This window comes from Parahaliea aestuarii (genome assembly GCF_008064635.1).
Classification (GTDB): Bacteria; Pseudomonadota; Gammaproteobacteria; order Pseudomonadales; family Halieaceae; genus Parahaliea; species Parahaliea aestuarii.
Map to the genome: position 1 here is coordinate 678948 of NZ_VRYZ01000001.1, position 23080 is coordinate 702027.

General features: G+C 63.0%; 21 protein-coding genes and 1 other RNA gene. 14 read left to right on the forward strand and 8 right to left on the reverse strand.

Annotated elements, in window-relative coordinates:
* Nucleotides 1-6 precede the first annotated feature (6 nt).
* Both hisG and hisD read left to right on the forward strand, forming a co-directional pair.
* Nucleotides 7-648 (forward strand): ATP phosphoribosyltransferase, encoded by a 642-nt coding sequence (gene hisG, locus FVW59_RS03100; protein WP_148062749.1) that lies wholly within the window; start codon nucleotides 7-9, stop codon nucleotides 646-648.
* Entirely contained in the window at nucleotides 648-1940 is a 1293-nt protein-coding gene (hisD, locus tag FVW59_RS03105) for a histidinol dehydrogenase (RefSeq protein ID WP_148062750.1), read from the forward strand. The genes hisG and hisD overlap by 1 nt, the downstream gene beginning before the upstream one ends.
* A gap of 794 nt (nucleotides 1941-2734) precedes the next feature.
* Here the strand turns inward: hisD and FVW59_RS03110 are convergent.
* Entirely contained in the window at nucleotides 2735-3850 is a 1116-nt protein-coding gene (locus FVW59_RS03110) for a S1C family serine protease (RefSeq protein WP_148062751.1), read from the reverse strand.
* Nucleotides 3851-3951: 101 nt separating this feature from the next.
* Here FVW59_RS03110 and FVW59_RS03115 point away from each other — a divergent pair, with 101 nt between their 5' ends.
* The gene (locus FVW59_RS03115) at nucleotides 3952-4710 is read left to right on the forward strand and encodes a Nif3-like dinuclear metal center hexameric protein (protein ID WP_148062752.1); all 759 of its coding nucleotides are present in this window, start codon (nucleotides 3952-3954) and stop codon (nucleotides 4708-4710) included.
* A 32-nt stretch (nucleotides 4711-4742) separates the two neighbouring features.
* Here the strand turns inward: FVW59_RS03115 and FVW59_RS03120 are convergent, their stop codons facing one another.
* Nucleotides 4743-5216: a Z-ring associated ZapG family protein gene (locus FVW59_RS03120; protein ID WP_187275724.1), complete on the reverse strand. Its 474-nt coding sequence runs from the start codon at nucleotides 5214-5216 to the stop codon at nucleotides 4743-4745.
* 161 nt (nucleotides 5217-5377) lie between these two features.
* Between FVW59_RS03120 and zapE the strand changes: the two genes are divergently transcribed.
* From zapE to FVW59_RS03155, 7 genes are all read left to right on the forward strand, one after another.
* On the forward strand, nucleotides 5378-6487 hold the full coding sequence (gene zapE / locus FVW59_RS03125; protein ID WP_222711405.1) for a cell division protein ZapE: 1110 nt from the start codon (nucleotides 5378-5380) through the stop codon (nucleotides 6485-6487).
* A 179-nt stretch (nucleotides 6488-6666) separates the two neighbouring features.
* Nucleotides 6667-7095, forward strand: coding sequence for a 50S ribosomal protein L13 (rplM, locus tag FVW59_RS03130; RefSeq protein ID WP_148062754.1), 429 nt, complete (start codon nucleotides 6667-6669; stop codon nucleotides 7093-7095).
* A 12-nt stretch (nucleotides 7096-7107) separates the two neighbouring features.
* Nucleotides 7108-7500 (forward strand): 30S ribosomal protein S9, encoded by a 393-nt coding sequence (rpsI, locus tag FVW59_RS03135; RefSeq protein ID WP_148062755.1) that lies wholly within the window; start codon nucleotides 7108-7110, stop codon nucleotides 7498-7500.
* Between the two features lie 261 nt (nucleotides 7501-7761).
* The gene (gene petA / locus FVW59_RS03140; protein ID WP_148062756.1) at nucleotides 7762-8358 is read left to right on the forward strand and encodes a ubiquinol-cytochrome c reductase iron-sulfur subunit; all 597 of its coding nucleotides are present in this window, start codon (nucleotides 7762-7764) and stop codon (nucleotides 8356-8358) included.
* Nucleotides 8358-10397 carry a ubiquinol-cytochrome c reductase gene (locus FVW59_RS03145; RefSeq protein ID WP_148062757.1) on the forward strand — a complete coding sequence of 680 codons (2040 nt, stop codon included), beginning with the start codon at nucleotides 8358-8360 and terminating at the stop codon, nucleotides 10395-10397. Before petA ends, FVW59_RS03145 begins: the two co-directional genes overlap by 1 nt.
* Before the next feature lie 86 nt (nucleotides 10398-10483).
* Nucleotides 10484-11116 (forward strand): glutathione S-transferase N-terminal domain-containing protein, encoded by a 633-nt coding sequence (locus tag FVW59_RS03150; protein ID WP_187275725.1) that lies wholly within the window; start codon nucleotides 10484-10486, stop codon nucleotides 11114-11116.
* A gap of 25 nt (nucleotides 11117-11141) precedes the next feature.
* Complete coding sequence (locus FVW59_RS03155; protein WP_148062759.1) at nucleotides 11142-11543, forward strand: ClpXP protease specificity-enhancing factor; 402 nt, start codon at nucleotides 11142-11144, stop codon at nucleotides 11541-11543.
* 82 nt (nucleotides 11544-11625) lie between these two features.
* On the opposite strand, the gene FVW59_RS03160 is transcribed toward FVW59_RS03155, so the two are convergent.
* The 4 genes from FVW59_RS03160 to FVW59_RS03175 are packed head-to-tail and all read right to left on the reverse strand — an operon-like array spanning nucleotide 11626 to nucleotide 15046.
* Nucleotides 11626-12198: a BON domain-containing protein gene (locus FVW59_RS03160; RefSeq protein ID WP_246139606.1), complete on the reverse strand. Its 573-nt coding sequence runs from the start codon at nucleotides 12196-12198 to the stop codon at nucleotides 11626-11628.
* Nucleotides 12199-12202: 4 nt separating this feature from the next.
* A complete protein-coding gene (locus FVW59_RS03165) occupies nucleotides 12203-12802 on the reverse strand; it encodes a D-sedoheptulose-7-phosphate isomerase (RefSeq protein WP_148062760.1) in 600 nt (199 codons plus the stop codon).
* A gap of 24 nt (nucleotides 12803-12826) precedes the next feature.
* Nucleotides 12827-13204, reverse strand: coding sequence for a YraN family protein (locus tag FVW59_RS03170; protein WP_342779683.1), 378 nt, complete (start codon nucleotides 13202-13204; stop codon nucleotides 12827-12829).
* Between the two features lie 18 nt (nucleotides 13205-13222).
* Entirely contained in the window at nucleotides 13223-15046 is a 1824-nt protein-coding gene (locus tag FVW59_RS03175) for a penicillin-binding protein activator (RefSeq protein ID WP_148062762.1), read from the reverse strand.
* A gap of 87 nt (nucleotides 15047-15133) precedes the next feature.
* On the opposite strand from FVW59_RS03175, the gene rsmI reads away from it, so the two are divergent.
* The 3 genes from rsmI (at nucleotide 15134) to FVW59_RS03190 (ending at nucleotide 18175) form a co-directional block, all read left to right on the forward strand.
* Complete coding sequence (rsmI, locus tag FVW59_RS03180; RefSeq protein ID WP_425468388.1) at nucleotides 15134-15970, forward strand: 16S rRNA (cytidine(1402)-2'-O)-methyltransferase; 837 nt, start codon at nucleotides 15134-15136, stop codon at nucleotides 15968-15970.
* A gap of 52 nt (nucleotides 15971-16022) precedes the next feature.
* Nucleotides 16023-16384: RNase P RNA component class A (rnpB, locus tag FVW59_RS03185), an RNA gene on the forward strand.
* A gap of 111 nt (nucleotides 16385-16495) precedes the next feature.
* Nucleotides 16496-18175: a CehA/McbA family metallohydrolase domain-containing protein gene (locus FVW59_RS03190; RefSeq protein WP_148062763.1), complete on the forward strand. Its 1680-nt coding sequence runs from the start codon at nucleotides 16496-16498 to the stop codon at nucleotides 18173-18175.
* A gap of 14 nt (nucleotides 18176-18189) precedes the next feature.
* Here FVW59_RS03190 and FVW59_RS03195 read toward each other — a convergent pair whose 3' ends face one another.
* Both FVW59_RS03195 and FVW59_RS03200 read right to left on the reverse strand, forming a co-directional pair.
* Nucleotides 18190-19158 (reverse strand): PA2778 family cysteine peptidase, encoded by a 969-nt coding sequence (locus FVW59_RS03195; protein ID WP_148062764.1) that lies wholly within the window; start codon nucleotides 19156-19158, stop codon nucleotides 18190-18192.
* A gap of 34 nt (nucleotides 19159-19192) precedes the next feature.
* A complete protein-coding gene (locus FVW59_RS03200) occupies nucleotides 19193-19567 on the reverse strand; it encodes a PA2779 family protein (RefSeq protein ID WP_148062765.1) in 375 nt (124 codons plus the stop codon).
* Between the two features lie 444 nt (nucleotides 19568-20011).
* On the opposite strand from FVW59_RS03200, the gene FVW59_RS03205 reads away from it, so the two are divergent.
* Nucleotides 20012-22954, forward strand: coding sequence for a TonB-dependent receptor domain-containing protein (locus FVW59_RS03205; protein ID WP_187275726.1), 2943 nt, complete (start codon nucleotides 20012-20014; stop codon nucleotides 22952-22954).
* Nucleotides 22955-23080 lie beyond the last annotated feature (126 nt).

Below are 23080 nucleotides of genomic sequence, written 5' to 3' on the forward strand. Positions count from 1 at the left end.
CCACCGATGAGCAGACCCCTGACCCTGGCGCTGACCAAGGGCCGCATCCTCAAGGAAACCCTGCCGCTGCTGGCACAGGCGGGCATCGAGCCGCTGGAGGATGTGTCCGCCAGCCGCAAGCTGGTGTTCGAAACCACCGTTCCCGGCCTGCAACTGGTGATTATTCGCGGCACCGATGTGCCCACGTATGTGCGTCACGGCGCCGCCGACCTCGGTGTGGTGGGCAAGGACATCCTGCTGGAGCAGGGTGCCGATGGTCTCTATGAACCGCTGGATCTCAACATCGCCCGCTGTCGCCTGATGACCGCGGGTCCGGTGGGCTGGCAGCGCGGCGGTGCGCGGGTGCGGGTAGCCACCAAGTTCGTCAATGTGGCTCGCCGCCACTTCGCCCGCCAGGGCCTGCACGCCGAGGTCATCAAACTCTACGGCGCCATGGAGCTGGCGCCGATGATGGATCTGGCGGACCTCATTGTCGATATTGTCGACACCGGCAATACCCTGCGCGCCAACGGCATGGAGCCGCTGGAGGAGATCGCCTCCATCAGTTCCCGCCTGGTAGTGAACAAGGCCGCCATGCGCGCCCAGCATGGCCCCATCCAGAAAGTTGTCGACAGGATTGCCGCCGCGGTGGCGGCCAGAGCCGCCTGATGCGCCGCCTCGACGCCCGCCAGCCCGACTTTGACGCCGCCCTGGCGCAGTTGACCGCCTGGGAGGAATCCCTCGATGCCGACGTCAATGCCACTGTCGTGGAGATCATTGCCGCGGTGCGCCAGCGTGGCGATGCGGCACTGCTCGAATACACCGCCCGTTTTGACCGCCGCCAGCTGGCAGGCGCCGCCGAGCTGGAGGTGCCCCGGGCGCGCTTGCAGCGCGCTCTGGAGAGTATCGACCCGGTCCAGCGCCAGGCGCTGGAGACCGCCGCCGAACGGGTGCGGAGCTATCACCAGCACCAGAAGCAGGACAGCTGGGATTACCGCGACGCACACGGCAACCGCCTCGGCCAGCAGATTACACCGCTGGCGCGTGCGGGCATTTACGTCCCCGGTGGCAAGGCCAGCTATCCATCGTCGGTGCTGATGAACGCCATGCCGGCCAAAGTTGCCGGCGTCGCTGAAATCATCATGGTAGTGCCGGCCCCGGACGGCGAGCTCAATGACCTGGTACTGGCTGCCGCGGCCATCGCCGGGGTCGATCGTGTGTTCACCATCGGCGGTGCACAGGCCGTGGCGGCGCTGGCCTACGGCACCGAGACAGTACCGGCCGTGGACAAAATCGTCGGCCCCGGCAATATCTTCGTCGCCACCGCCAAGCGCATGGTGTTCGGCAAGGTCGGTATCGACATGATTGCCGGCCCTTCGGAAATACTCGTGATTGGCGATGCTTCAACCGATCCCGACTGGGTGGCGATGGACCTGTTCTCCCAGGCGGAGCACGACGAGAACGCCCAGTCCATCCTGCTCTGCCCGGATGCGGCCTACCTGGACGCGGTGGCGGGGAGTATCGAGCGCCTGCTACCGACGATGGAACGGGCCGATATTATTCGCGCTTCGCTGCAGGGGCGCGGTGCGATGATTCTCACCCGCGATCTGGCAGAGGCTGTCGATATCAGCAACCGCCTGGCGCCGGAACATCTGGAGCTGTCGGTGGCGGACCCGGACGCCCTGCTGCCTTCTATCACCAATGCCGGCGCGATTTTCATGGGGCGCTATACGACGGAGTCCCTCGGCGACTACTGCGCCGGGCCCAATCATGTTCTGCCCACGTCGGGCACTGCGCGCTTTTCGTCGCCGCTTGGGGTCTACGATTTCCAGAAGCGCAGTTCGGTGATCCACTGTTCGCCGGAAGGGGTGCAGGAGCTGGGCAGGGTGGCGTCGGTGCTGGCGCGTGGTGAGCAGTTGACGGCCCATGCGCGTAGTGCGGAGATGCGGCTGGAGGAGTAGTTTTTTCGGCGGCCTTGTGGCTGCCGCGTCGTTGGCGATCAGGGGAGCTTCTTTTGCTCCATTCCGGGCGGCCTTGCGGCCGCTGCGTCGCCGGCGATCAGGGGAGCTTCTTTTACTCCATTCCGGGACGATCGGCTGTGCTTTCCTTGGGTGATCTTTTCCTCGCTAGTTGCAGCCGGCTTCGTTGTGACCTCTGTGTGCACAGGATTTTGGGCACGTTGATACTTCTGAAGTTCGGTAGTGCCCTTCGCGGGGGCTGGTGACGCTGTAAGGGCAGACCGCGCTCACAGCCGCCGCCCTCCAAGTCCGTAAAAGAACTCCCCTGCTCACCGTCAACGCGGCGGGGAAACCGCACCATGGGTGCTTTGATATGATGATTGTTGAACTTGCTGAACCGCTGAACCCGCTAATTCAGCCAGTTTCGCCAAGCCCTGCCATCTCTCCATCCAAAGCTCCCAGCCTCCCGCTGGCACCCGCATTGACGTCGGTGGGGGAAAGCCTTTTGCGGACTTGGAGGGCGGCGGCTGTGAGCTCGGTCCACACTTACGAAGTCACCCGGCCTCGCGAAGGGCACTGCCGAACTTCAGAACGATCAGCGTGCCAAGAATTCTGTGCACACAGAAGTCACAACGAAGCCGGCAGCAACTAACGAGGTAAAGAATCCCCCAGGGAAGGCACAGCCGATCGTCCCGGAATGCAGCAAAAGACTTTCCCCCGCCGGCGGCGATGCAGCGGTCCAAAGGGCCGCCAACTACAGAGCAAAAGAAGCCGCGACAGGCACAGGCGAACTAAGGTCAAATCGTCGGTGACTGCCTCAGCGTCCCCACCACCGCGTGCAAATCCAGCGACTGCGTCTCCCGCTGCACCGTCACATCGATATTGTCCCCCGGCCGCAGCATCGCAATATGGTGCATCGTCTGGCGGCCGTCCTGGATCGGTTCGCCGTCGATGTGCGTGATTACATCCCCCAGCCTCACACCCGCCTTCTGTGCCGGGCTGTCCTCCGTGATGGCTGACACCAGCAGCGCCTGCCCCGTGGGAGTGCCATTGTCGATGCGTCGCACCGGTTCCACACTCACGCCCAGCCAGCCGCGGATCACCTCGCCGTAGTCGATCAGATCCTGCATTACGAACACCGCCAGATTCACCGGGATCGCCAGGCTGATACCGATGCCGGTGGGGGAGGCGGCGCGACCCTGGTCGCCGGCCGTGTAGATCAGGGTGTTGATGCCGAGCAGGCGGCCCTGGGTATCGACCAGGGCGCCACCGGAATTGCCCAGGTGAATGATGGCGTCGGTCTGGATGTAGTCTTCGTAGGTATTGCGCTGCAGGCCGTAGCGGCCGAGGGCCGAGACAATACCCTGGGTGACCGAGTTGCCGAAGCCCAGCGGGTTGCCGATAGCCAGTACCACATCGCCAACCCGGGTGTCTTCCGAGTTGCCGAGTTCCACCGGCTGCAGATGGGGCAGGTCGATCTTCAGTACGGCCAGGTCGGTGGCCGGGTCAGTGCCGATCACCCGGGCCTTGGCCAGGCGGCCGTCGTGCAGCAGCACCTGGATGGCGTCCACCTGGCTGATCACGTGGTTATTGGTGAGGATGTGTCCCTCCTCGGTCATGATGACGCCGGAGCCGAGGGACTGCTCGATGCGCTGACGCTGTTCCCGGGGCGGGTTGAAGCGGTTTGAAAACAGGTCCTCGATGCGCGGGCGGCGCTGTTCCGGCACCAGCCGGGCGGTGTAGATATTGACCACTGCGGGGCTGGCATTGCGCACTGCAAGGGCGTAGCTGACCGATTCCGGCGCCAGCGGTTCACTGTGCCGGGGTGGAAGCACGTAGCGGTCGAGGAACAGCAGGGCCGCGAACAGGCCGGCCAGGGCAGGCCAGGTGATGAATTTCAGGGTGTCTTTCATGGTGTCCGCGTGTGTGGTCAGCGGCCGCATTGTATATGATGCGCCCCTGCACTGTCCTGTCGGGGCAGTGGGTTCGATATCGGAAAGGGAGAGAGCGCTTTATGCCAGTCAGTCTGCGGGAACTTCAACAGGAGCTGGATCGCCTGCTGCAGCCGCGCCAGTTTCACGACTACTGTCCCAACGGCCTGCAGGTGGAGGGGCGGCCCCAGGTGCGGCGTCTGGTTACCGGGGTGACGGCCAGCCAGGCGCTGGTAGACGCGGCCATCGACTGGCGGGCGGATGCCATCCTGGTCCATCACGGCTACTTCTGGAAGGGCGAAGCCCCGGTGGTCACGGGCATGAAGCGACGCCGCCTCGCTGCGCTACTGGGGGCGGATGTCAGCCTGCTGGCCTACCATCTGCCGCTGGATGCCCACCCGGAGCTGGGCAACAACGCCTGTCTCGGGCGCTTGCTGGGCATTGAGGAGAGCGAACCGCTGCACCCCGGTGGCGAAGGTGTGGGCAGCGTGGCGACCCTGGACGAGCCGCTGAGCGCGGGCGACTTTGTCGATCGCCTGCGCGAGCTGGCCGGGCGCGAGCCGCTGCATATCGGCGACCGCGAGCGCGAAGTGCAGCGGGTGGCCTGGTGTACCGGGGCGGCCCAGGGCTACATCGATGCCGCGCTGGCGGTCCGGGCCGACCTGTACATCACCGGTGAGGCCTCAGAACAGACGGTTCACACGGCGCGTGAGGAGGGCATCGACTTTATCGCCGCCGGCCACCACGCCACCGAGCGCTACGGGGTGCAGGCGGTGGGTGAGAGCATGGCGGAGCGCTTCGACCTGCAGCACCGCTTTATCGACATCGAAAACCCGGTCTGAGATTGGGTTGTCCGGCCGGCCGCGCCGCGGGGTCAGGACTTGCCTTCTGCCTCGCTCTCGGCTTTCTCGCGCTTGACCCGCTCGAGGCCGAACTCTTCGTTCAGCATGCCTTTTTCTTCGGGGGATGACTTCGGCGCATAGTCCAGCGGTGGCTGGATGTTGGCCAGGTGGGGAGGGATTTCGGCGTCGTCGCCGGCGCTCTGCAGCCGCTCCAGGGAAATCGGGCCCTGGCCCTGACACAGGGTGGCGGCGCCGGTGGCCAGGTGGTTGTGCACGTCGCGGTAGCTGTCGGTCAGGTTGTTGAGCAGCTTGGCCGTCTTGGAAAAATGCTCAACCACTTCGTCTTCATAGGCACGCTTGTCCTGGATTACCTGATCCAGTTTGCGTTCCACTTCGCGGGACTTTTTGCCCTCGGCGGAGCTGCGGCGGCCCGCCAGCAACCCGAGCCCCAGCCCGACAAGCAGGCTGACGACGGCCGAAGCGACGACGATGGTTAAGCTATACACGCGGTAATTCCTCACTGGCCAGGTACAACAGGCTGGCCAGTATACCCGAATCAAGGCCCGACTAAAGTGGGCGGCGCCCTGTGGATTGCCTTCCGCGCGGTCGCTGGGTAAAGTTGGCCGCTTTCCTGAACCACCCGCCAGCACTGCGCGAGCCTTCCGCCTTGACCCATTCGTCCTCCAGCCCCCTGCAACGCTACCAGCACGACCTGAAACGCGAGGGGTTCTCCTACGATGCGGCCCAGGAGCAGGCGGTCATCAAGCTGCAGGACCTGTACATGCGCCTGCTGGCGCGACGCCGGGAAGCGGCTGGCCTCGGGGGGCTGTGGCGGCGCCTGAAGCGGGAGCAGCCGGAACCGGAAAAGGGGATCTATTTCTGGGGCGGGGTGGGGCGCGGCAAAACCTACCTGGTGGATACCTTCTACGATTGCCTGCCCTTCGAGGACAAGCTGCGCGTGCATTTCCACCGTTTCATGCAGCGCGTGCACGCCGATCTGAAAGATCTCGACGGCGAGAAAAATCCGCTGGAGCATGTGGCGGATCGCCTGGCCAGCGAAACGAGTGTGATTTGCTTCGATGAATTCTTTGTCACCGACATCGCCGATGCGATGATCCTCGGCGGGTTGATGCAGGCGCTGTTCGCCCGCGGCGTGAGCCTGGTGGCAACCTCCAATATCGTGCCCTCGAAACTGTATGAGAATGGTTTGCAGCGCCAGCGCTTCCTGCCGGCCATCGCCCTGATCGAGCGCTACACCGAGGTGGTCAACGTCGATTCGGGGGTGGACTACCGCCTGCGCACCCTGCAGCAGGCCGAGCTCTACCACTACCCCCTGGACGAGGCGGCCGACACCAGCCTGCGCCAGAGTTTCGAGCAGCTGGCGCCGGAGCCGGGCAAGCACTGGGAGCGCATCCAGGTCAACGGCCGCTATATCACCTGCCGCTGCCTGGCGGATGACGTCGCCTGGTTCGACTTTGTCGAACTCTGTGACGGCCCGCGCTCGCAAAACGACTACATCGAGCTGGCCCGGGACTTCCAGGCGGTACTGATTTCCGGGGTGCCGGCCATGGGGCGGGCCAATGACGACGCGGCGCGGCGCTTTGTGAACCTGGTCGACGAGTTCTACGACCGCAACGTCAAGCTGGTGCTGGCGGCGGACCGGCCGCTGCTGGAGCTGTACGCCGGCGGCCGGCTCGAGTTCGAATTCCAGCGCACGGTATCGCGCCTGCAGGAGATGCAGTCCACCGAGTACCTGGGGCGGGAACACCGCCCTTGAGGCGCCGCAGGGGGCGGGTCCAGTGATGGCTTTGGCGGGGCTGCCGGGGCGCCGGTCAGGGGGCGGCTGCCGGTGGAACTAAGTGCCGAATTTTCTTTTGGTTTTCCGCTTGAAATGGGTATGCGCATTAAGTAGTATTCGCGTCCTTGAAATTGGAGCCCTCCAAGAGGCAGTCATTGATGAAAACTTTTAGCGCCAAAGCTGAAGATGTGACCCACGATTGGTTCGTGGTCGACGCGTCTGACAAGACTCTGGGCCGCCTTGCCAGTGAAATCGCACACCGTCTGCGTGGCAAGCACAAGCCCGAATACACCCCGCATGTGGACACCGGCGATTACATCGTCGTGATCAACGCCGAGAAAGTGCGTGTCACCGGTGCCAAGGCGAAAGACAAGATGTACCACTCCCACACCGGTTACCCGGGCGGCCTGAAATCGATCTCTTTTGAAAAGCTGATCGACAAGGCTCCCGAGCGGGTACTCCAGGGTGCGGTCAAGGGCATGTTGCCGCGCAACCCGCTGGGCCGCGCCATGTTCAAGAAGCTGAAGGTGTATGCGGGTGCCGAGCATCCCCACGCCGCACAGCAGCCGCAAGAACTGAATATCTAACGGAAGCCACTTATGTCAGCTACCCAATACTACGGAACCGGTCGTCGCAAGACCTCCACCGCGCGTGTGTTTCTGCAAAGCGGTGCCGGCAACATTACTGTCAACAAGCGTCCGCTGGATGTTTACTTCGGCCGTGAAGTAGCGCGCATGATCGTGCGTCAGCCGCTGGAGCTTGTCGAGCTGGTCGAGAAGTTCGACATCAATGTCACTGTCGCCGGCGGCGGCAGCTTCGGTCAGGCCGGTGCCATCCGTCACGGCATCACCCGCGCCCTGATGGAATACGACGAATCACTGCGTGGCACCCTGCGCGGCGCTGGTTACGTGACCCGCGACGCCCGTGCGGTAGAGCGTAAGAAGGTCGGCCTGCGCAAAGCGCGCAAGCGTCCTCAGTACTCCAAGCGCTGATTCATTCCGGCGCGCTCCTGTGGGTGCTGCCGGAAAGTCCCGAGAACGCCCATCCTGGTTCCAGGTGGGCGTTTTCTGTATTTCCCCGCTGTTCCAAAAGCCGCTTCAGAAGGCCTCCGAGAGGGCGGAAAACGCTGCAAAATCAAAGCGTTCTCCTTGTCACTTTGGGCTAAAGTCATTACTATTTGCAGCATTTTTCGCAAAGTGGTCCCGGTAGTCTGACAGCCTCTGTCAGCGGACCGACAATAAGGGGAGAAAAGGATGAGTGGCGATGGCGTGAACACCGGCAGGAGGCGCTTTTTGACGGCGGCCACCAGTGCGGTGGGTGTGGCCGGCGCGGTGGGAATCGCGGTTCCGTTCCTGGGGTCGTGGAATCCCTCGGCCAAGGCCAAGGCGGCCGGTGCGCCGGTCAAGGCCGATATTGGCAAGCTTGAGCCGGGCCAGATGGTCGTGGTCGAATGGCGCGGCAAGCCGGTCTATGTGGTGCATCGTACCCCCGAAATGCTCGAGGCCCTGCCCGGCCTGGATGGCAATCTGAAAGATCCCCAGTCTGAAATTTCCTCGCAGCCGGCCTACATCACCGGCGAGGGGCGCGCAATTCGCCCGGAAATCTTTGTCGCTGTCGGCCTCTGCACCCACCTGGGTTGCGCGCCGAAGTACCGCCCGGAAGTGGGCGCTGCGGACCTCGGCGGCGATTCCTGGATGGGCGGCTTCTTCTGCCCCTGTCACGGCTCCAAGTTTGACCTGGCGGGTCGGGTGTATTCCGGCGTGCCGGCTTCGGCCAACCTTGAGGTTCCTCCGTACTCGTATGAAAGCGAGAACGTTCTGGTAATTGGCGTGGATGCGGAGGCTGCCTGATGATTAATATGCTGATCGGGGTACGGGACTGGGTCGACGAGCGTCTGCCCATCATGCGCGCCTGGAACACCCACATGGGCAAGTACTACGCGCCCAAGAACTTCAATTTCTGGTATTTCTTCGGTGTGCTGTCGCTGCTGGTGCTGGTCAACCAGCTGCTGACCGGCATCTGGCTCACCATGAGCTTCAATCCCAGCGCCGAGGGCGCCTTCGCCTCGGTCGAATACATCATGCGCGATGTCGACTACGGCTGGATTCTGCGCTACATGCACTCCACCGGGGCCTCGGCCTTCTTCGTGGTGGTTTACCTGCACATGTTCCGGGCACTCCTTTACGGCTCCTACAAAAAGCCGCGGGAACTGATCTGGATCTTCGGCATGCTCATCTTCGTGGTGCTGATGGCCGAAGCCTTCGTGGGCTATGTGCTGCCCTGGGGGCAGATGTCCTACTGGGGCGCACAGGTGATCATCTCGCTGTTCGGCGCAATTCCGGTGGTGGGTGAAGACCTGGTGACCTGGATTCGCGGCGACTTCCTGATTTCCGGTGCCACCCTGAACCGCTTCTTCGCCCTGCACGTGGTGGCCCTGCCCATCGTGCTGCTGGCGCTGGTCGTGCTGCACCTGCTGGCGTTGCACGAAGTGGGGTCCAACAACCCCGACGGCGTCGAGATCAAGAAGCACAAGGGGCCCGATGGCGTGCCGCTGGACGGTATTGCCTTCCACCCCTACTACTCGGTGCACGACCTGCAGGCCATCGCCGTGTTCCTGTTCATTTTCTGTGGCGTGATCTTCTTCATGCCGGAAATGGGCGGCTATTTCCTCGAGTTTGCCAATTTCGAAGAGGCCAACGGCCTGAAGACCCCGGAGCACATCGCCCCGGTGTGGTACTTCACCCCGTTCTACTCGGTGCTGCGCGCAGTGCCGGACAAGTTCTGGGGCTTCATTGCCTTTGCCGCTTCCGTTGCCATTCCCTTTATCCTGCCCTGGCTGGATCGCAGCCCGGTCAAGTCCTGGCGCTATCGCGGCAATATCACCAAGGTCATGCTGGTACTGTTCGTTGCCAGCTTCCTGATCCTCGGTGTGCTGGGCGTGAAGGCGCCGACCGAGGCGCGCACCCTGCTGGCGCAAATCTGCTCCGTCTTCTACTTCGCCTTCTTCCTGCTGATGCCGATCTGGTCCTCCATGGACAAGACCAAACCGGTGCCCGAGCGGGTGACCATGGATGGCGGTATGGGCTTCTGGCGCAGCATGGGTGTACTGGCAGTGATCCTGACCCTGACCATCCTGCCATTGAAGGCGGTGGGCGCTGAATCCGCCCACGCCTGCGGCAGTATCCCCTGTGACGAGTTCACTGCCGATCCTTCTGACAAGGCCTCCCTGCAGAACGGTGCCAAACTGTATATGAACTACTGCATGGGGTGTCATTCCCTGCAGTACTCGCGCTACAACCGGGTGGCTGATGATCTCGGCATTCCGGTCGACCTGATGGAGGCGAACCTGATCTTCGACCCCTCGGTGAAGATTGGTTCGCTGATGCACAATGCCATGTCCAAGGATGACGCCAAGGTCTGGTTCGGCGCGGCGCCCCCCGATCTGACACTGGTCTCCCGCGCGCGCCAGCCCGAGTGGCTGTACACCTATCTCCGCACCTTCTACAAGGACGACAGTCGCCCCTGGGGGGTGAACAACAAAGTCTTCAAGGATGTGGGCATGCCCCACGTCCTGCTGGAGCTGCAGGGCATGCAGGAATGTGCCATGGGCCCGGTGAAAGCCGCCAATGGCGGGGTCAAGCGCGACCCCCTGACCGGCGCTGATATTATGGAAGAGCCCTGCGGTCGCCTGGTGGTGACTGAAGAGGGCAGCATGACGCCGGAGGAATTTGACGGCGCCATGTACGACCTGACCAATTTTCTGGCCTACACGGCCGAACCGATAGCCAGCGACCGCAAGCGGATCGGCACATTTGTGTTGCTGTTTATCACCCTGTTTTTTGTCTTCACCTGGCTGCTCAACCGCGAGTACTGGAAAGACGTACACTGACAGCCCGCAAGGGCCGCTGCCCGCGCCGGATGTCTTTGACGGCGGCGCGGGCAGCAATGCATTTCTGAAAACCTGAGGAATCCCTGATGGGCGTAGTGGCAAAGCGGTCTTCCATGACCTTATTCTCCGACAGCAGCAGTCATTACAGTCACCGCGTACGTATCGTGCTGGCTGAAAAGGGCGTGACCGTCGACCTGGTCGAAGCGGAAGGCAACCATCCCCCCGCGGAGCTGGCGGACGTCAACCCGGACAACTCCCTGCCCACCCTGATGGATCGCGACCTGGTGCTGTGGGAATCCCGTGTCATCATGGAGTACCTGGACGAGCGCTTCCCCCATCCGCCGCTGCTGCCGGTGTACCCGGTTGCCCGCGCCGAAAGCCGCCTCTTCATGCACCGTATCGAGAAGGACTGGTGCGCACTGGTCGACTCCATCCAGAACTCCCGCAGCGACAATGTGGTCAGCAAGTCCACCAAGGAACTGCGCGAGAGCATCATGGGTATCGCTCCCATCTTCGCCGAGAAGCCCTTCTTCATGAGTGAAGAGTTCACCCTGGTTGATTGCTGTATTGCCCCCATCCTGTGGCGCCTGCCATCACTGGGTGTGGATATTCGTTCCAGCAAGCAGTCCAAGCCGCTGCTGACCTACATGGATGCCCTGTTCAATCGCGAATCCTTCCAGGAGAGCCTGACCGAACAGGAACGGGAGATGCGCACCTGAGGCTGCGGTCTGCGGAGTAGCTTCTATGACGCCCAGTCGTCCCTATATCATGCGCGCCCTCTACGAGTGGATCGTGGACAACGGCTGCACACCGTATCTGCTGGTGGACGCCTCGATCCGCGGTGTCGAGGTGCCGCGCCAGTATGTGAAAGACGGCCAGATCGTGTTGAACATTTCACCGAGTGCGGTGATAGACCTCAACATCGCCAACGACCTGGTCTACTTCAACGGCCGCTTTGGCGGCGTGCCAACCGACATCCGCGTACCGGTGAATGCCGTGGTGGGTATCTATGCCCGGGAAAATGGCCAGGGCATGGTGTTCGAGGCGGAAGAGGGGCCGAATGGCCCTGACGACGACCCCGACCTTCCGCCGGATAACGGCCCCGACAAGCCCGAAGGCCGCCCCTCCCTCAAGATCGTGAAGTGACCGCCACGCAGTGGCGGTCATCCCTGCCGCTTCAGGCAGGGATCCATCCTGGATAGAAGCACGCAGCGGCGGTCACTCCGTTTCAGCCCGACACAATCTCAAACAGCCTTACCACACGCTGCACGCCGGACAGGCCGGCGGCCACATCGGTCACCCGGTCGGCCTCGGCCTGGGTGGCCATGCCCATCAGATAGACCACGCCGTTTTCGGTCACGACCTTGGTGCGCATGCCGGGTGTACTGGAGTGTCCGATCAGCCAGGATTTGACCTTCGCGGTAATCCAGGCGTCTGCGGTGCGCGTCATGCCGGAACTGGCCGCGGCCACCTCCAGTTCGTTGTAGATGCGGCGTACCCCGCGAATCTTGCGTACCACATCAGACGCCTTGTTTTTCAATTCTTCGCTGGCGACCTGCCCGGCCAGCAGCACGAATCCGTTGTAGCTGACGATGACCAGGTGGGCCTGCTCAAAGCGCGCGTCCGAGGCGCGGATATTGACCGTGGCCTTGGTTTCGACGGCTTCGTCTTCCAGTTGCCGGCCCATGGTGCGTTCCACCGGTTCGTCCTCAATGGGATTGGACTTCATGGTGGCGAGCATGCTGCCGCAGCCCGACAGGGAGAGACTGGCGACAAGGAGGGGGGCGAAGAGATAACGCATGGAGTCAGTGTCCTGTAAAACCGCCGAACAGGGCGTGGTCAATGAATTCGCAAAGATTCTGGAGCAGCACGGCGTGGCGCTCCAGCGCGCGGGACGGTGCAATCCGGTCCAGGGCGATGGCCGCATCCCCTGCGCTGAGCAGGGCGGGGATGCGCTCGTCCACGCCGTTCGACAGCAGGGCGATAGCCATGTTCCGCTCGCGGGCGCTTTCCAGGGCGCGCTGCAACTGCCCGTTGAGGCCAGCGCTGGCAATGCACAGCAGCACATCGCCGCTCTGCCCCAGGGCCAGCACCTGGCGGGCGTAGATTTCATCACTGCCATCGGCACTGGCGATCGCTCCGACCACGCCGCCATCGCTGGCCAGGGCCAGGGCTGGCAGGGCGGGGCGCTCCTGCTGGAAGTGCCCCAGCAGGTTGATGGCGAACAGTTGCGCGAGGGCGGCGTCGGGGCCGCTGCCGCAGGCCAGGATTTTGCGCTCGTTGAGCATGGCGGCCACCATCAGTTCGGCGCCGGTGGCAAGGGCGGGCGCGGCCGGGTCCACCGCCATGGCCAGTGCTTCAATGGTGCCCTGGCAGTTGGCGGCCAGCAGTTCATAGTGATCCATGCGATGTTCCCGGAGTGGTGTGGCTCAGGCAGTGAATGCGGACCGAATCCACAGAGGGTCCGGCGCCGGCGATGATTGTCGCGGCTCGAAGGCGATAACGTCAAATCGGCAGGGGTAATTGCGCCAGCGGGGCTGGGAGCGCAGGAACAGGCTGGCGGCCAGCTGCAGTTTGCGCTGCTTGCGCCGGTCGACGGAAGCGGCGGCCCCGGCATAGCGCGGATTGCTGCGGGCTCGCACCTCCACGAACACCAGGGTATCGCCGTCGAGGGCGACGATATCCAGTTCACCTCCGCGGTAGCGGATATTGCGCCCCACCAGGCGCAGCCCCTGTTGCTGCAGGTATTCGGCGGCGCGGTTCTCGTGCGGATCGTCGGCGGTAGTCAGCGTGACGGCCTCCTCAATGGCAGGCCGCCAGTATAGTCAGCGCGGCTTCAGTCGGCCGCCATCAAATGTGGCCGCCTGTGGCTCGCGGCGGATGCGCAGTTGCGGATCCATGCTGAGCAGGCCGGTGCTGCCCCGCAGCAGGGCATCGGCCCCCGCCTGCAACTGGGCAAAGCGGCTCTGCAGCAGGAAGGCATCGGCGCCGAGGGCGTTCAGCCGGGTGTAGCTGTCGCTGCCGGTGTCACCGGCGGCGATCGCCACCCGCAGGCCCGGGTCGGCCCCGAGTAGCCACGGCAGTTCGGCGAGAATAATACCGTTGAGGTCGCTGTCACCGCGCCCGGGGATGCCGCTGTACACCGCCGACGGTGCGTAGACCGGGATATCCCCCGCGTAGTGGAAGGCCAGCAGGGGCTTGATGGCACGGGCCTCGTCGGGACTGCCGGCCAGCAGGAAGATGGCGTCGATGTCCTGGCGCCGGCGAGCGCTTGTCTCGATATTGGTGGCCAGCATGGCGCGGACCTGGCGCGCCCGGGCCTCGCTGGCGTCGAGCTGCAGGGCCTGTTTGATGGTGTCGGAGTAAGCCTCTGCGCTGGCGTAGGTTATGGCGCTGACAATATCCCCGCCCAGCGCCTGCCAGTGCTGCTGCAGGGTGTCATTGAGCTTGTCGCCCCACTCGCCGGCCGGGCGCACGATCAGGGCGCGGCGGGCACCGCCGTTCCAGGCCTGGGTGGCGAGGGTGTCCACTTCGTCCTCCGGAGACAGCGAGAGTTGCACCAGTGCTGTCGGCCCCGGGGGCAGGGGGTCGTCGCTGCGGTTCAGGGCCAGTACCGGTACCGGCCGATCGGGCATCTGGCCGACCGCGCTCACCGCCTGTTTGCTGAGCGGCCCGACCACCATGGTCGCGCCCTGGCGCACCGCGTCCTGGTAGGCGCTCACCGCGTCGGGGTAGGCGCTGGTGTCCAGCACCAGCAGCTCGTGTTCTGGCGCGCCGGAGGCGGCGGATCGGTAGTAGGCGGCCAGATAGCCGTCTTGTACCGCCCTTGCGGCTGGGGCCAGGCGGCCGCTGAGGGGCAGCAGCAGCGCCACGGTCTGTGTGTTCAGAGGTTTGTCCAGCAGCGCACCCAGGCCGCCCGGCAGGGGGGACGCGGCGGGGTGCTGGGAATGCTCGTCGCGCCACTGGCGCAGCCCACTCTCCAGCGCGGAAGGGCTGCTGGCATTGGCGGTTAGGCGCGCAAGATCCAGCCATGCCTGCCAGTCGCTGTCAGCCTGGCCGCTGGCGGCGGCCAGTTGCTCCGCCGGCACTCGCTCCAGGTCGCGCCAGATACTGGCCTTGAGAGACCGGGCACCGGGTTGCTGCGGATCGGCGCTCAGCAACCGGCTGCCCATGCGGGCGCTGTCCAGGTAGTTGCCAGCGGCGGCGCTCAACTGGCGCTGAAAGCTGATGATCCTGTCGGAGAGGGCGAGGGCGGTGTCCGCCGCCGGATAGTCCTGCAGCCTGGCGCGGGCCTGTTCGGGCCGGCCGCGCTGCCAGGCAATGCGCGCCTGCAGATAGCGCAGGTAGGCCTCGTCGTTGTGGTTGAGCGGCGCAGTTATGTCCACAAGGCTGCGCTCGGCCTGCATCCAGTCCTGCCGTGCCAACTGTGCCTCAGCCCGGGCGAAGGCCGGGGCGTAGACGCTGTCGGGCAGTGAGCGATCCGCCGCGGCTTCCTTGGGCAGGCTGGTTTCCGCTGCACTGTCGGGCGGCTCGGGCAGGTCGTCCGGGCGCTCCTGCACCGGGGTCTCAGCGCAGGCCTGCAATAACAGGGCGGCGGCCAGCAGCAGGCCGGCGAGGGGGCGGTGGCGACGTGTCGGGTAATCTCTCATGCTATCCTTCGCTACTTTCTCGGCACCGCGGAACTGGCGCGGTGCTGGCCATTATAGAGTGATTGCGCGCAAGGGTAAGGTTGGCGAGTGAAACTGGATTCCGGACTGTACGTGGTGGCAACCCCCATCGGCAACCTCGGGGACATCAGCCGCCGCGCCCTCGAGGTACTGGCGGCGGCCGATCTGGTGGCGGCCGAAGACACCCGGACGACCCGTAACCTGCTGGCGAAATTCAACATCGACAACCAGGTGCTGGCCTATCACGACCACTCCGACGCGCGCGCCGGGCGGCGCATTCTGGACTGTGTCACCGGCGGGGGCGTGGTGGCGCTGGTATCCGATGCCGGCACTCCGCTGATTTCCGACCCCGGCTATCGCCTGGTACGCGACGCCCAGGAGGCGGGGCTGGTGGTGTTTCCGGTGCCGGGTCCCTGCGCCGCTGTGGCGGCTCTGTCGGCCTCGGGCCTGCCCACCGACCGCTTCCTGTTCGAGGGCTTCCTGCCGGGCAAGGCGACTGCCCGTCAGGGCCGGCTGGCGGAATTGGCCCAGCGTCCGGAAACCCTGGTGTTCTACGAGGCACCGCACCGGGTGCTGGAATGCCTGGCGGATATGGTCGAAGCCTTTGGTGCAGAGCGCGAGGCACTGCTGGCGCGGGAACTCACCAAGGCCTTCGAAACCCTGCGCCGGGCGCCGCTGGCCGACCTGCAGACCTTTGTGGCCGCCGACAGCAATCAGCAGCGCGGCGAGATCGTGCTGGTGGTGGCCGGGCAGCGCGACCGGGTGGAGACCATCGATGCCGACAGCGCCCGGCTGCTGCGCCGGTTGGCGCAAGAGCTGCCGCCAAAGCGGGCGGCGGCGGTGGTGGCCGATCTCACCGGGCTGCGCAAAAAGCAGCTCTATGACTTCCTGTTGCAGCAGGATTGAAATGCCGACGATAGCGCTTGCCTTGCCCCGGCGCCCCGCGTAGTCTTGCCGCCGAGTCGGTCAGGCGATCGCTTCGCCGTCAGCTTCGGCTGCGGGCGGGGAGGAAAGTCCGGGCTCCATAGGGCAGGGTGCCAGGTAACGCCTGGGGGGCGCGAGCCTACGGAAAGTGCAACAGAAAGGATACCGCCTGGCTACTTCGGTGGCCCGGTAAGGGTGAAATGGTGCGGTAAGAGCGCACCGCGCGGCTGGCAACAGGCGCGGCGATGGTAAACCCCACTCGGAGCAAGACCAAATAGGAATCCATACGCTGCGGCCCGCAGTGGATTCGGGTAGGTCGCTACAGGCAGGCGGTGACGCCTGTCGCAGATGAATGATCGTCCACGACAGAACCCGGCTTATCGACCGACTCAACTTTTTCTGTCACGTACATCCACCATGCAGGCATGGAAGCGTTGCCGGATTGTCATATTGGCGTCATAGAATGCCGGCTGGACTCTTCAGAATAATCCGCAGAAAGCCGCATCCATGACTCTTCTCATCAGAATTTCCGCCGTCGCGCTGATGCTCGTGGTCGCGTTCATCGCCCTCGTTTTCCTGGTGATTCCCGCCTTCAGGCATCAGGATCTGACGCCGGTCTATGCCACCGAATTTGCCAGCAAGGTCACGACTGCCTCGGCACCGTCCATTAATGAGGGTATTGGCGGCGTGGTGACCGTGGCGGGGAAGGGCACTACCGCCATGCTCCGTGTCTATAACCGGCCGCGCAAGGAGCGGTTTGTCGATGTAGTGACTACAGAATTCACTGAACTGGATGGCCGCTTTGAACTGGCGTTGTCCCCCGGCGACTACCAGTTGCTCGTCAGCAAGGGTCCCGAGTTCGAATTCGTTTTCCACGACTTCAGTGTGAACGCCGGTGAATCCATCAACATGGATATCGATCTGGTGCAGCTGGTAGATATGACACAGAGGGGCTGGTTCGCCGGGGACCCTCACCAGCACTCCGCCTTTGCCGATGGCAAGGACGCAATCGATGACCTCCTTCGCGCCAATGCCGCCGTGGGCCTCCACTGGTCGGTGCAAACGGATCACAATGTGGTGGGCCAGAACCCGGTGGCCAGGCAGGCGGCCATCGACATGGGGCTCGAGCACGCGGGGCATGCCCCCTACCACACGGTGGGTGGCGACGAAGTCACCACCCGAATTGGTCACATGATTGTGTGGGAGCCCCTGAATCCGCTGGGCGAATATGAGCATATCGACCATGAAACGCCCGGCCACGATGACCCGCTGGAAGAGCGGCTGGACGCGATTCACCGTATCGCACATGAAATGCGGGAAATGGGGCAATTCCAGAACATTAACCATCCCCACGGCGGCTCGCGCGCCTATGAGGCCTTCGGAGACAACGCGAGCAGTACCTGGGGCGATATGAATCTGGACTGGGTGCGGCACAAAGAGACCGTCCTCCAGTTCGATGCAACCGAGGGCTGGAATGGCGGCTCCGGTTTTATGCAGGGTGGGATCTACTACTTCGGCTCCAGGGCTGAACACCCCTTTGAAGCGATGGAGCGGGTGTTTCACCAGTGGTATCGCCTGCTCAATACCGGTGCAAAGTTTCCCTCGCTGGGTTCCAGCGATACACACGACACCAAAGTGGCAGAGCAGATCGCGGGGTACAACCGCCTCAGTGAAGGCGTGAAAGAGGTATTTTTCGGCCTGCACCCCTACCTGCCGCAAGGTCTCGCCTACGCATTGACCGACGATGTACCCGGTGCCCTGATGTACCAGCATCTGGACTTCGTGGAAAACCAGCTGGAGGACATCGCGCTGATGGGAGGTTCGCCCAGAACCTATGTGTACACCGGGGGCGAACTGACCACCGAGAAACTGGCGCAGAACATGGCGCACAGTTTTGTCACCAGTGGTCCACTTCTGCTGGCGCAAATCAACGGTGCCATGCCCGGGGAAACGGCGCTGCCACAGGCGCAGAATACGCTGGAGCTGGATATTGTCTCCCACAAACCCCTGAGCAGATTAATGGTTGTGGTCGACGGCGAGCTGGCGGTTGATAAACGCTACGATCATGTGATGCATATCAAGGACAGTCTGGCCCTCGATATCCGGGGTAAGAAGTGGGCGATCGTGTACGTGGAGGGCGAGAACAATTATGCCTACGCCTACACCAACCCGATCTACTTTCACTAGGGGGCAGGGATCGCTCAGGACGGTGCGGCGGGGCAGTCTTCACGATCGGGTTGCGCCGGATACTGATCCAGTTCCCCGGCGGTAGCCGCGATCACGGCCTCCAGTGCGGGGGCCAGTCCGCGGGCCTGTTGCGCCGGCGCCAGCACGGTCCGGGCGCTGGCGGGGCAGCCCAGCGCCAATAGCAGGTCAGCGTAGTTGTTGCGACCGGCGTAGTGCTCCGGATCGCTAATCAATAGCTGCTCGAAGCGTTGGCTGGCAGCATGCTTATGCCCCGCCGAGCGCTGGGCATTGGCCGCACCAAACAGCAACTCTGCCTGTCCCGGCCAGCGCGTCACTGCGGCTTCCCAGCCGGGCAACACCGTTGGCGCCCCCATAACACGCTCCGCATCCGCCAGGGCCTGTGTGACTGTTGCCGGCGTTGCAGAGGCGGGCAGGCGCCCGGGAGGAAGGGTGACTGCGGCCCAGTAGGCGGCCTTCTGCCAGCTGATCAGGAAGCGGGTGTGAGAAGCGGTGTGCCGGCGCTCGGTGCCGGAGCGCAGCAGCCACTGGCGCTCGCCGGAATGGTAGCCCACCACGACGGCGTAGTGCCATTGCGGCAGCGCATCGATGCCCAGGTTCTGCATGACCAGCACCGGGTTTCCCGCCGCCAGCTCGCTGGTCAGTGCCTCGGGATTGCCGGCAATGCGGTAGGGGATGCGCCCATGGCGGCGGCTGGCCGCCAGCAGTTCTGCCTGCAGGCTGCCCTCGCGACCCGGCAGGAAAACGGCCTGCTCGAGGGCGCGGTCGTCAATATCCACGCCGCTGTAATTCAGCGTCGTGGCGAGGGCGGCGGGGCCGCATTGGTAGCGGGACTGGGGAAAAAACGGCACATCATCCAGTTCCACGGAAGCCGAGTCCGGCGCCGGAGGAATATCAGGAAAGGTGCCGCAGGCACTCAGCGCTGCGCCGAGCAAAAATACCGACAGCAGGCGCCCGGCAGTCACGACAGCGGGGCGCCGGTGTGGGCTGCAGGCAGGCCTAGACCGCGGTGAAGATGTTGGTGACGCCAACCAGCTCCAGGATCAACAACACCACAAAGACCGCGCCGATCAATCCCAGTATGTCGCCGCCTGCGGGCAGTTGCTCCATACGCTGGCCGAGCTGTTGCAGTTCAGCGGGGCTGAGGGCGGCAACGCGCGCCATCGCGTCTTCATGGGAGACGCCCATGGCCACCAGTTGCTGGCGCACCTCATCCCTGGCCAGCACCGCGTTGATCTGGGCCAGACGCCCGTCGCGGCTGGTTTCACTGACGTAGTCCGGCGTGGAAATAACGGCAGCCTGGGTGCTGGTGGCGGTGGTGGCGCAAACCAGAATCAAAGCCTGGAACAGCATCAGGATGCGAGCAGTAATCATGGTGACCTCTAACTATGACTGTTGGTTATGACTCGGATGTTAAGGCATGCGAGGTGGGTATCCAAGTGTTCCTTGATGAAGGATTGCCCACGACAGAATCCGGCTTGTCGATCGACTCAATTTTTCCTCATCAGCCTTCTCCGGGTCAATTGATCCGCCCTGTCTCCCTCCCCTGCGAATTCATGAACGAGCGCTTGCCCCTCAAATGCACATCCGTGGTGCGCAATGGCGTTCTACCGCACCTCCATTGCGCTCGGTTACACCAGAAACATGAAAAATAGTGTGAATATACATGTGATTATTGACATTTATTTTGGCAGGTGCCGTAATGTCTCTGTCATCTGCTCATGGAGAGTTCCGTTTACGTGGCAGTGACGCCGGGGTTTAACACAAACGATTAATTGTAGGGGTAATAGCATGTCCGGAAGGAAACCCGTAGAAACAGTGAGAGTGCGCGGACAGCGCGCGCTGCCCGCGTTGATGCCACTGCCGTTGGCAGTGATGATGGCGGTGAACGCCAACGCCGTTTTCGCCCAGTCAGGAGCGGATGCCGCATTGGAAGAAGTGGTTGTGACGGGTTCCCGCCTGGCGCGTGGCAATGAAGTGTCACCGAGCCCGGTGACGACGGTTGATGCCGGTGAAATCGAAGCCCGCGGTACGATTCGCGTGGAAGACATGCTGAACGTACTGCCGCAGGTGTCTCCCTCGGAAACCGCGAGCAAGGCCAACGAGGCAACAGGTACTGCGACGGTAGATCTGCGCGGCCTTGGGGCTGAGCGTACTCTGGTGCTGGTAAACGGCCGCAGGCTGCCGATGGGCTCGCCGATTGCGCCGGCCGCGGACCTTAACCAGGTGCCCTCGCAACTGGTTGAGCGCGTTGAAGTCCTCACCGGTGGTGCGTCAGCGGTTTACGGCGCCGATGCGGTAGCCGGTGTCGTCAACTTTATCCTCAAGGACGACTTTGAGGGCATTGAAGTCGACCTGCAGTACGGTGGCTACCAGACAGGTAACGAGAACGACAACATAGAGTCGGTTCTCAGGGAGTTCGATCAGCCGGTGCCGGGTTCCACCTACGACGGCGAGTCTTACAATATCAGCATCATGGCTGGCCTGAATGCTGACGACGGTCGCGGCAACATCACGGGGTACTTTACCTATCGCAAACAGGACGCCGTGCTGCAGGGTGAGCGCATCGGCAGCGCCTGTGGACTTGGTACACGCAACAACGGTACCCAGTACACCTGTGCCGGCTCGAGCACAACGAATCCGGCGCGTTTTATCAATGGCGGCCCGGTAGCGAACCCCTTCGACTTTACGCTGGCAGACGACGGCAGTGCCAGGCCCTTTGAAAACCCGCAGGACACCTACAACTTCGCACCGCTGAACAACTATATCCAGCCGAACGAGCGCTGGAGTTTCGGTGCTATCGGTCACTATGACATCAATGAACACGTAGAGGCCTACGGCGAATTCGGCTACACCACCAACGAGATTGTCGACCAGATTGCCCCCGCGGGGATTTTTGCCGGCCAGACCGACTCGATCAACTGCGACAACCCCTTCCTCTCCGATGAGCAGCGGGACATTATCTGTACCGCCAATGGCTTCTCCGGCAGTGACGACGCGCCGCTGAACATCGCTCGTCGCAACGTCGAGGGCGGTGGCCGCATGAACACCGTTGAACACAGCTCGTTCCGCCTGGTTGGCGGTCTGCGCGGTGATATCAACGACGTCTGGTCCTATGATATTTCCGCTCAATACGCTGAAGTGGAGTACTCCGACCAGGCCGCCAACTTCTTCAACATCAACCTGGTGGAAAACGCCCTCGAGGTTCGTATTGATCCGGCCACTGGCCTGCCCGCCTGTCAGGTGGCGATCGATGGCATAGACACCAACTGTGTGCCCTACAACCCCTTCCAGCTTGGCGGTGTGACTCAGGAAGCGCTGGACTATGTTCAGGCTCCCGGCTTCCGTGAAGGTTTCGTCAAGCAGAAGGTCTTCATGGGCTCGCTGACCGGCGACCTGGGTGCTTATGGCGTCACCAGCCCGTGGGCTGATGAAGGCCTGATGACCGTGGTTGGCCTGGAATATCGCAAGGACGAACTCAGCCAGACCAATGATTTTCTGACCCGCAGTGGCGCGCTCGGCAACCCCCGTGCCGATGTTTCCGGCGCTATTCCGGTGACGGAATTCTTCGCCGAGGTCCAGATGCCTCTGGTGCAGGATGCGCCCGGTGTCCAGGATCTGTCCGTGACCGGTGCCTACCGCTTCTCCGACTACGAAGACACTACCGGGACCCAGAGCACCTACGCCTTCGGCGCCAGCTATGCGCCGAACATGGACATCCGCTTCCGCGCCCAGTACCAGCGCGCCACGCGGTCGCCCAACCCCCTGGAGTTGTTTGCACCGAACAATCGCTTCGAGTTCAACCTGCCTGAGCTGGCCAACGGCACCTTTGACCCCTGTTCCGGCCCCAATCCCGCCCGTTCCGCGGAAGACTGCGCCAGAACCGGCGTTACCGGTGCCCAGTATGGACAGGTGGCCGACTCGATCGGTGGCCAGTTCAACAATCTGCAGGGCGGTAACGAGGACCTGGACGTAGAGACCTCCGACACCTACACCTTCGGTGTGGTGTTCACGCCCGACTTCATCGAGAACCTGACGGTGTCAGTTGACTACTTCCAGATCGAAGTAGAAGACTTCATCGCAACGGTTCCCGAGCAGACGGCACTGAACAACTGCCTCGATTCCGGCGACAGTTTCTTCTGCAGCCTGATCCAGCGCGACCCCGTCAACGGGCGGCTGTGGGGCAACGAAAATGCCTACGTCATCGCGACCAACGTCAACACGGGCTCCCTGGAAACTTCCGGCTTTGATATTTCCGCCGCCTACGGCTTCGATATCGGCAGCCTCGGCAGCGTGCGCGTGAACTACATTGCCACGGTGCTGGACACCCTCGAGAAGATTCCCCTGCCGGGCGAAGCGGCCATCGACTGTGTCGACTACTTCTCTTCCAACCGTGCGCAGTGTGGTGTTTCCTCCCCCGAGTACCGTCACCAGATGCCGATCATCTGGATGGCACCCTGGTCTGACATCGAAGCGCGACTCACCTGGCGTCACTTCGGTGAAGTGGATCTGCTCGGTACTGACGGCAATGCCACGTCCGAACGCCTCGCAGCCAGGGACTACTTCGACCTGGCCGTTACCGGCATGATTACGGAGAACATTGATTTCCGTGTCGGTGTGAACAACATCTTCGATCGCCAGCCTCCGCTGAGCAATCAGGTAGGTGGCGCCGGTGGCAGCTACGGTACCGGTAACACCTTCCCGGGTGTTTACGATGCGCTCGGTCGCTTCCTGTTCGTCGGTACGACGCTGAGGTTCTAAGCGCCGTTACCTCCCCCCTTTACCGGCCGCCTCATTCCCCGGGGCGGCCGGTGACTCTTTTTCTGCAAATCCATCCAGTGGAGTGATGTTTTGACGACTGGTCTGACTCTCTCTGTATTCGAAAGA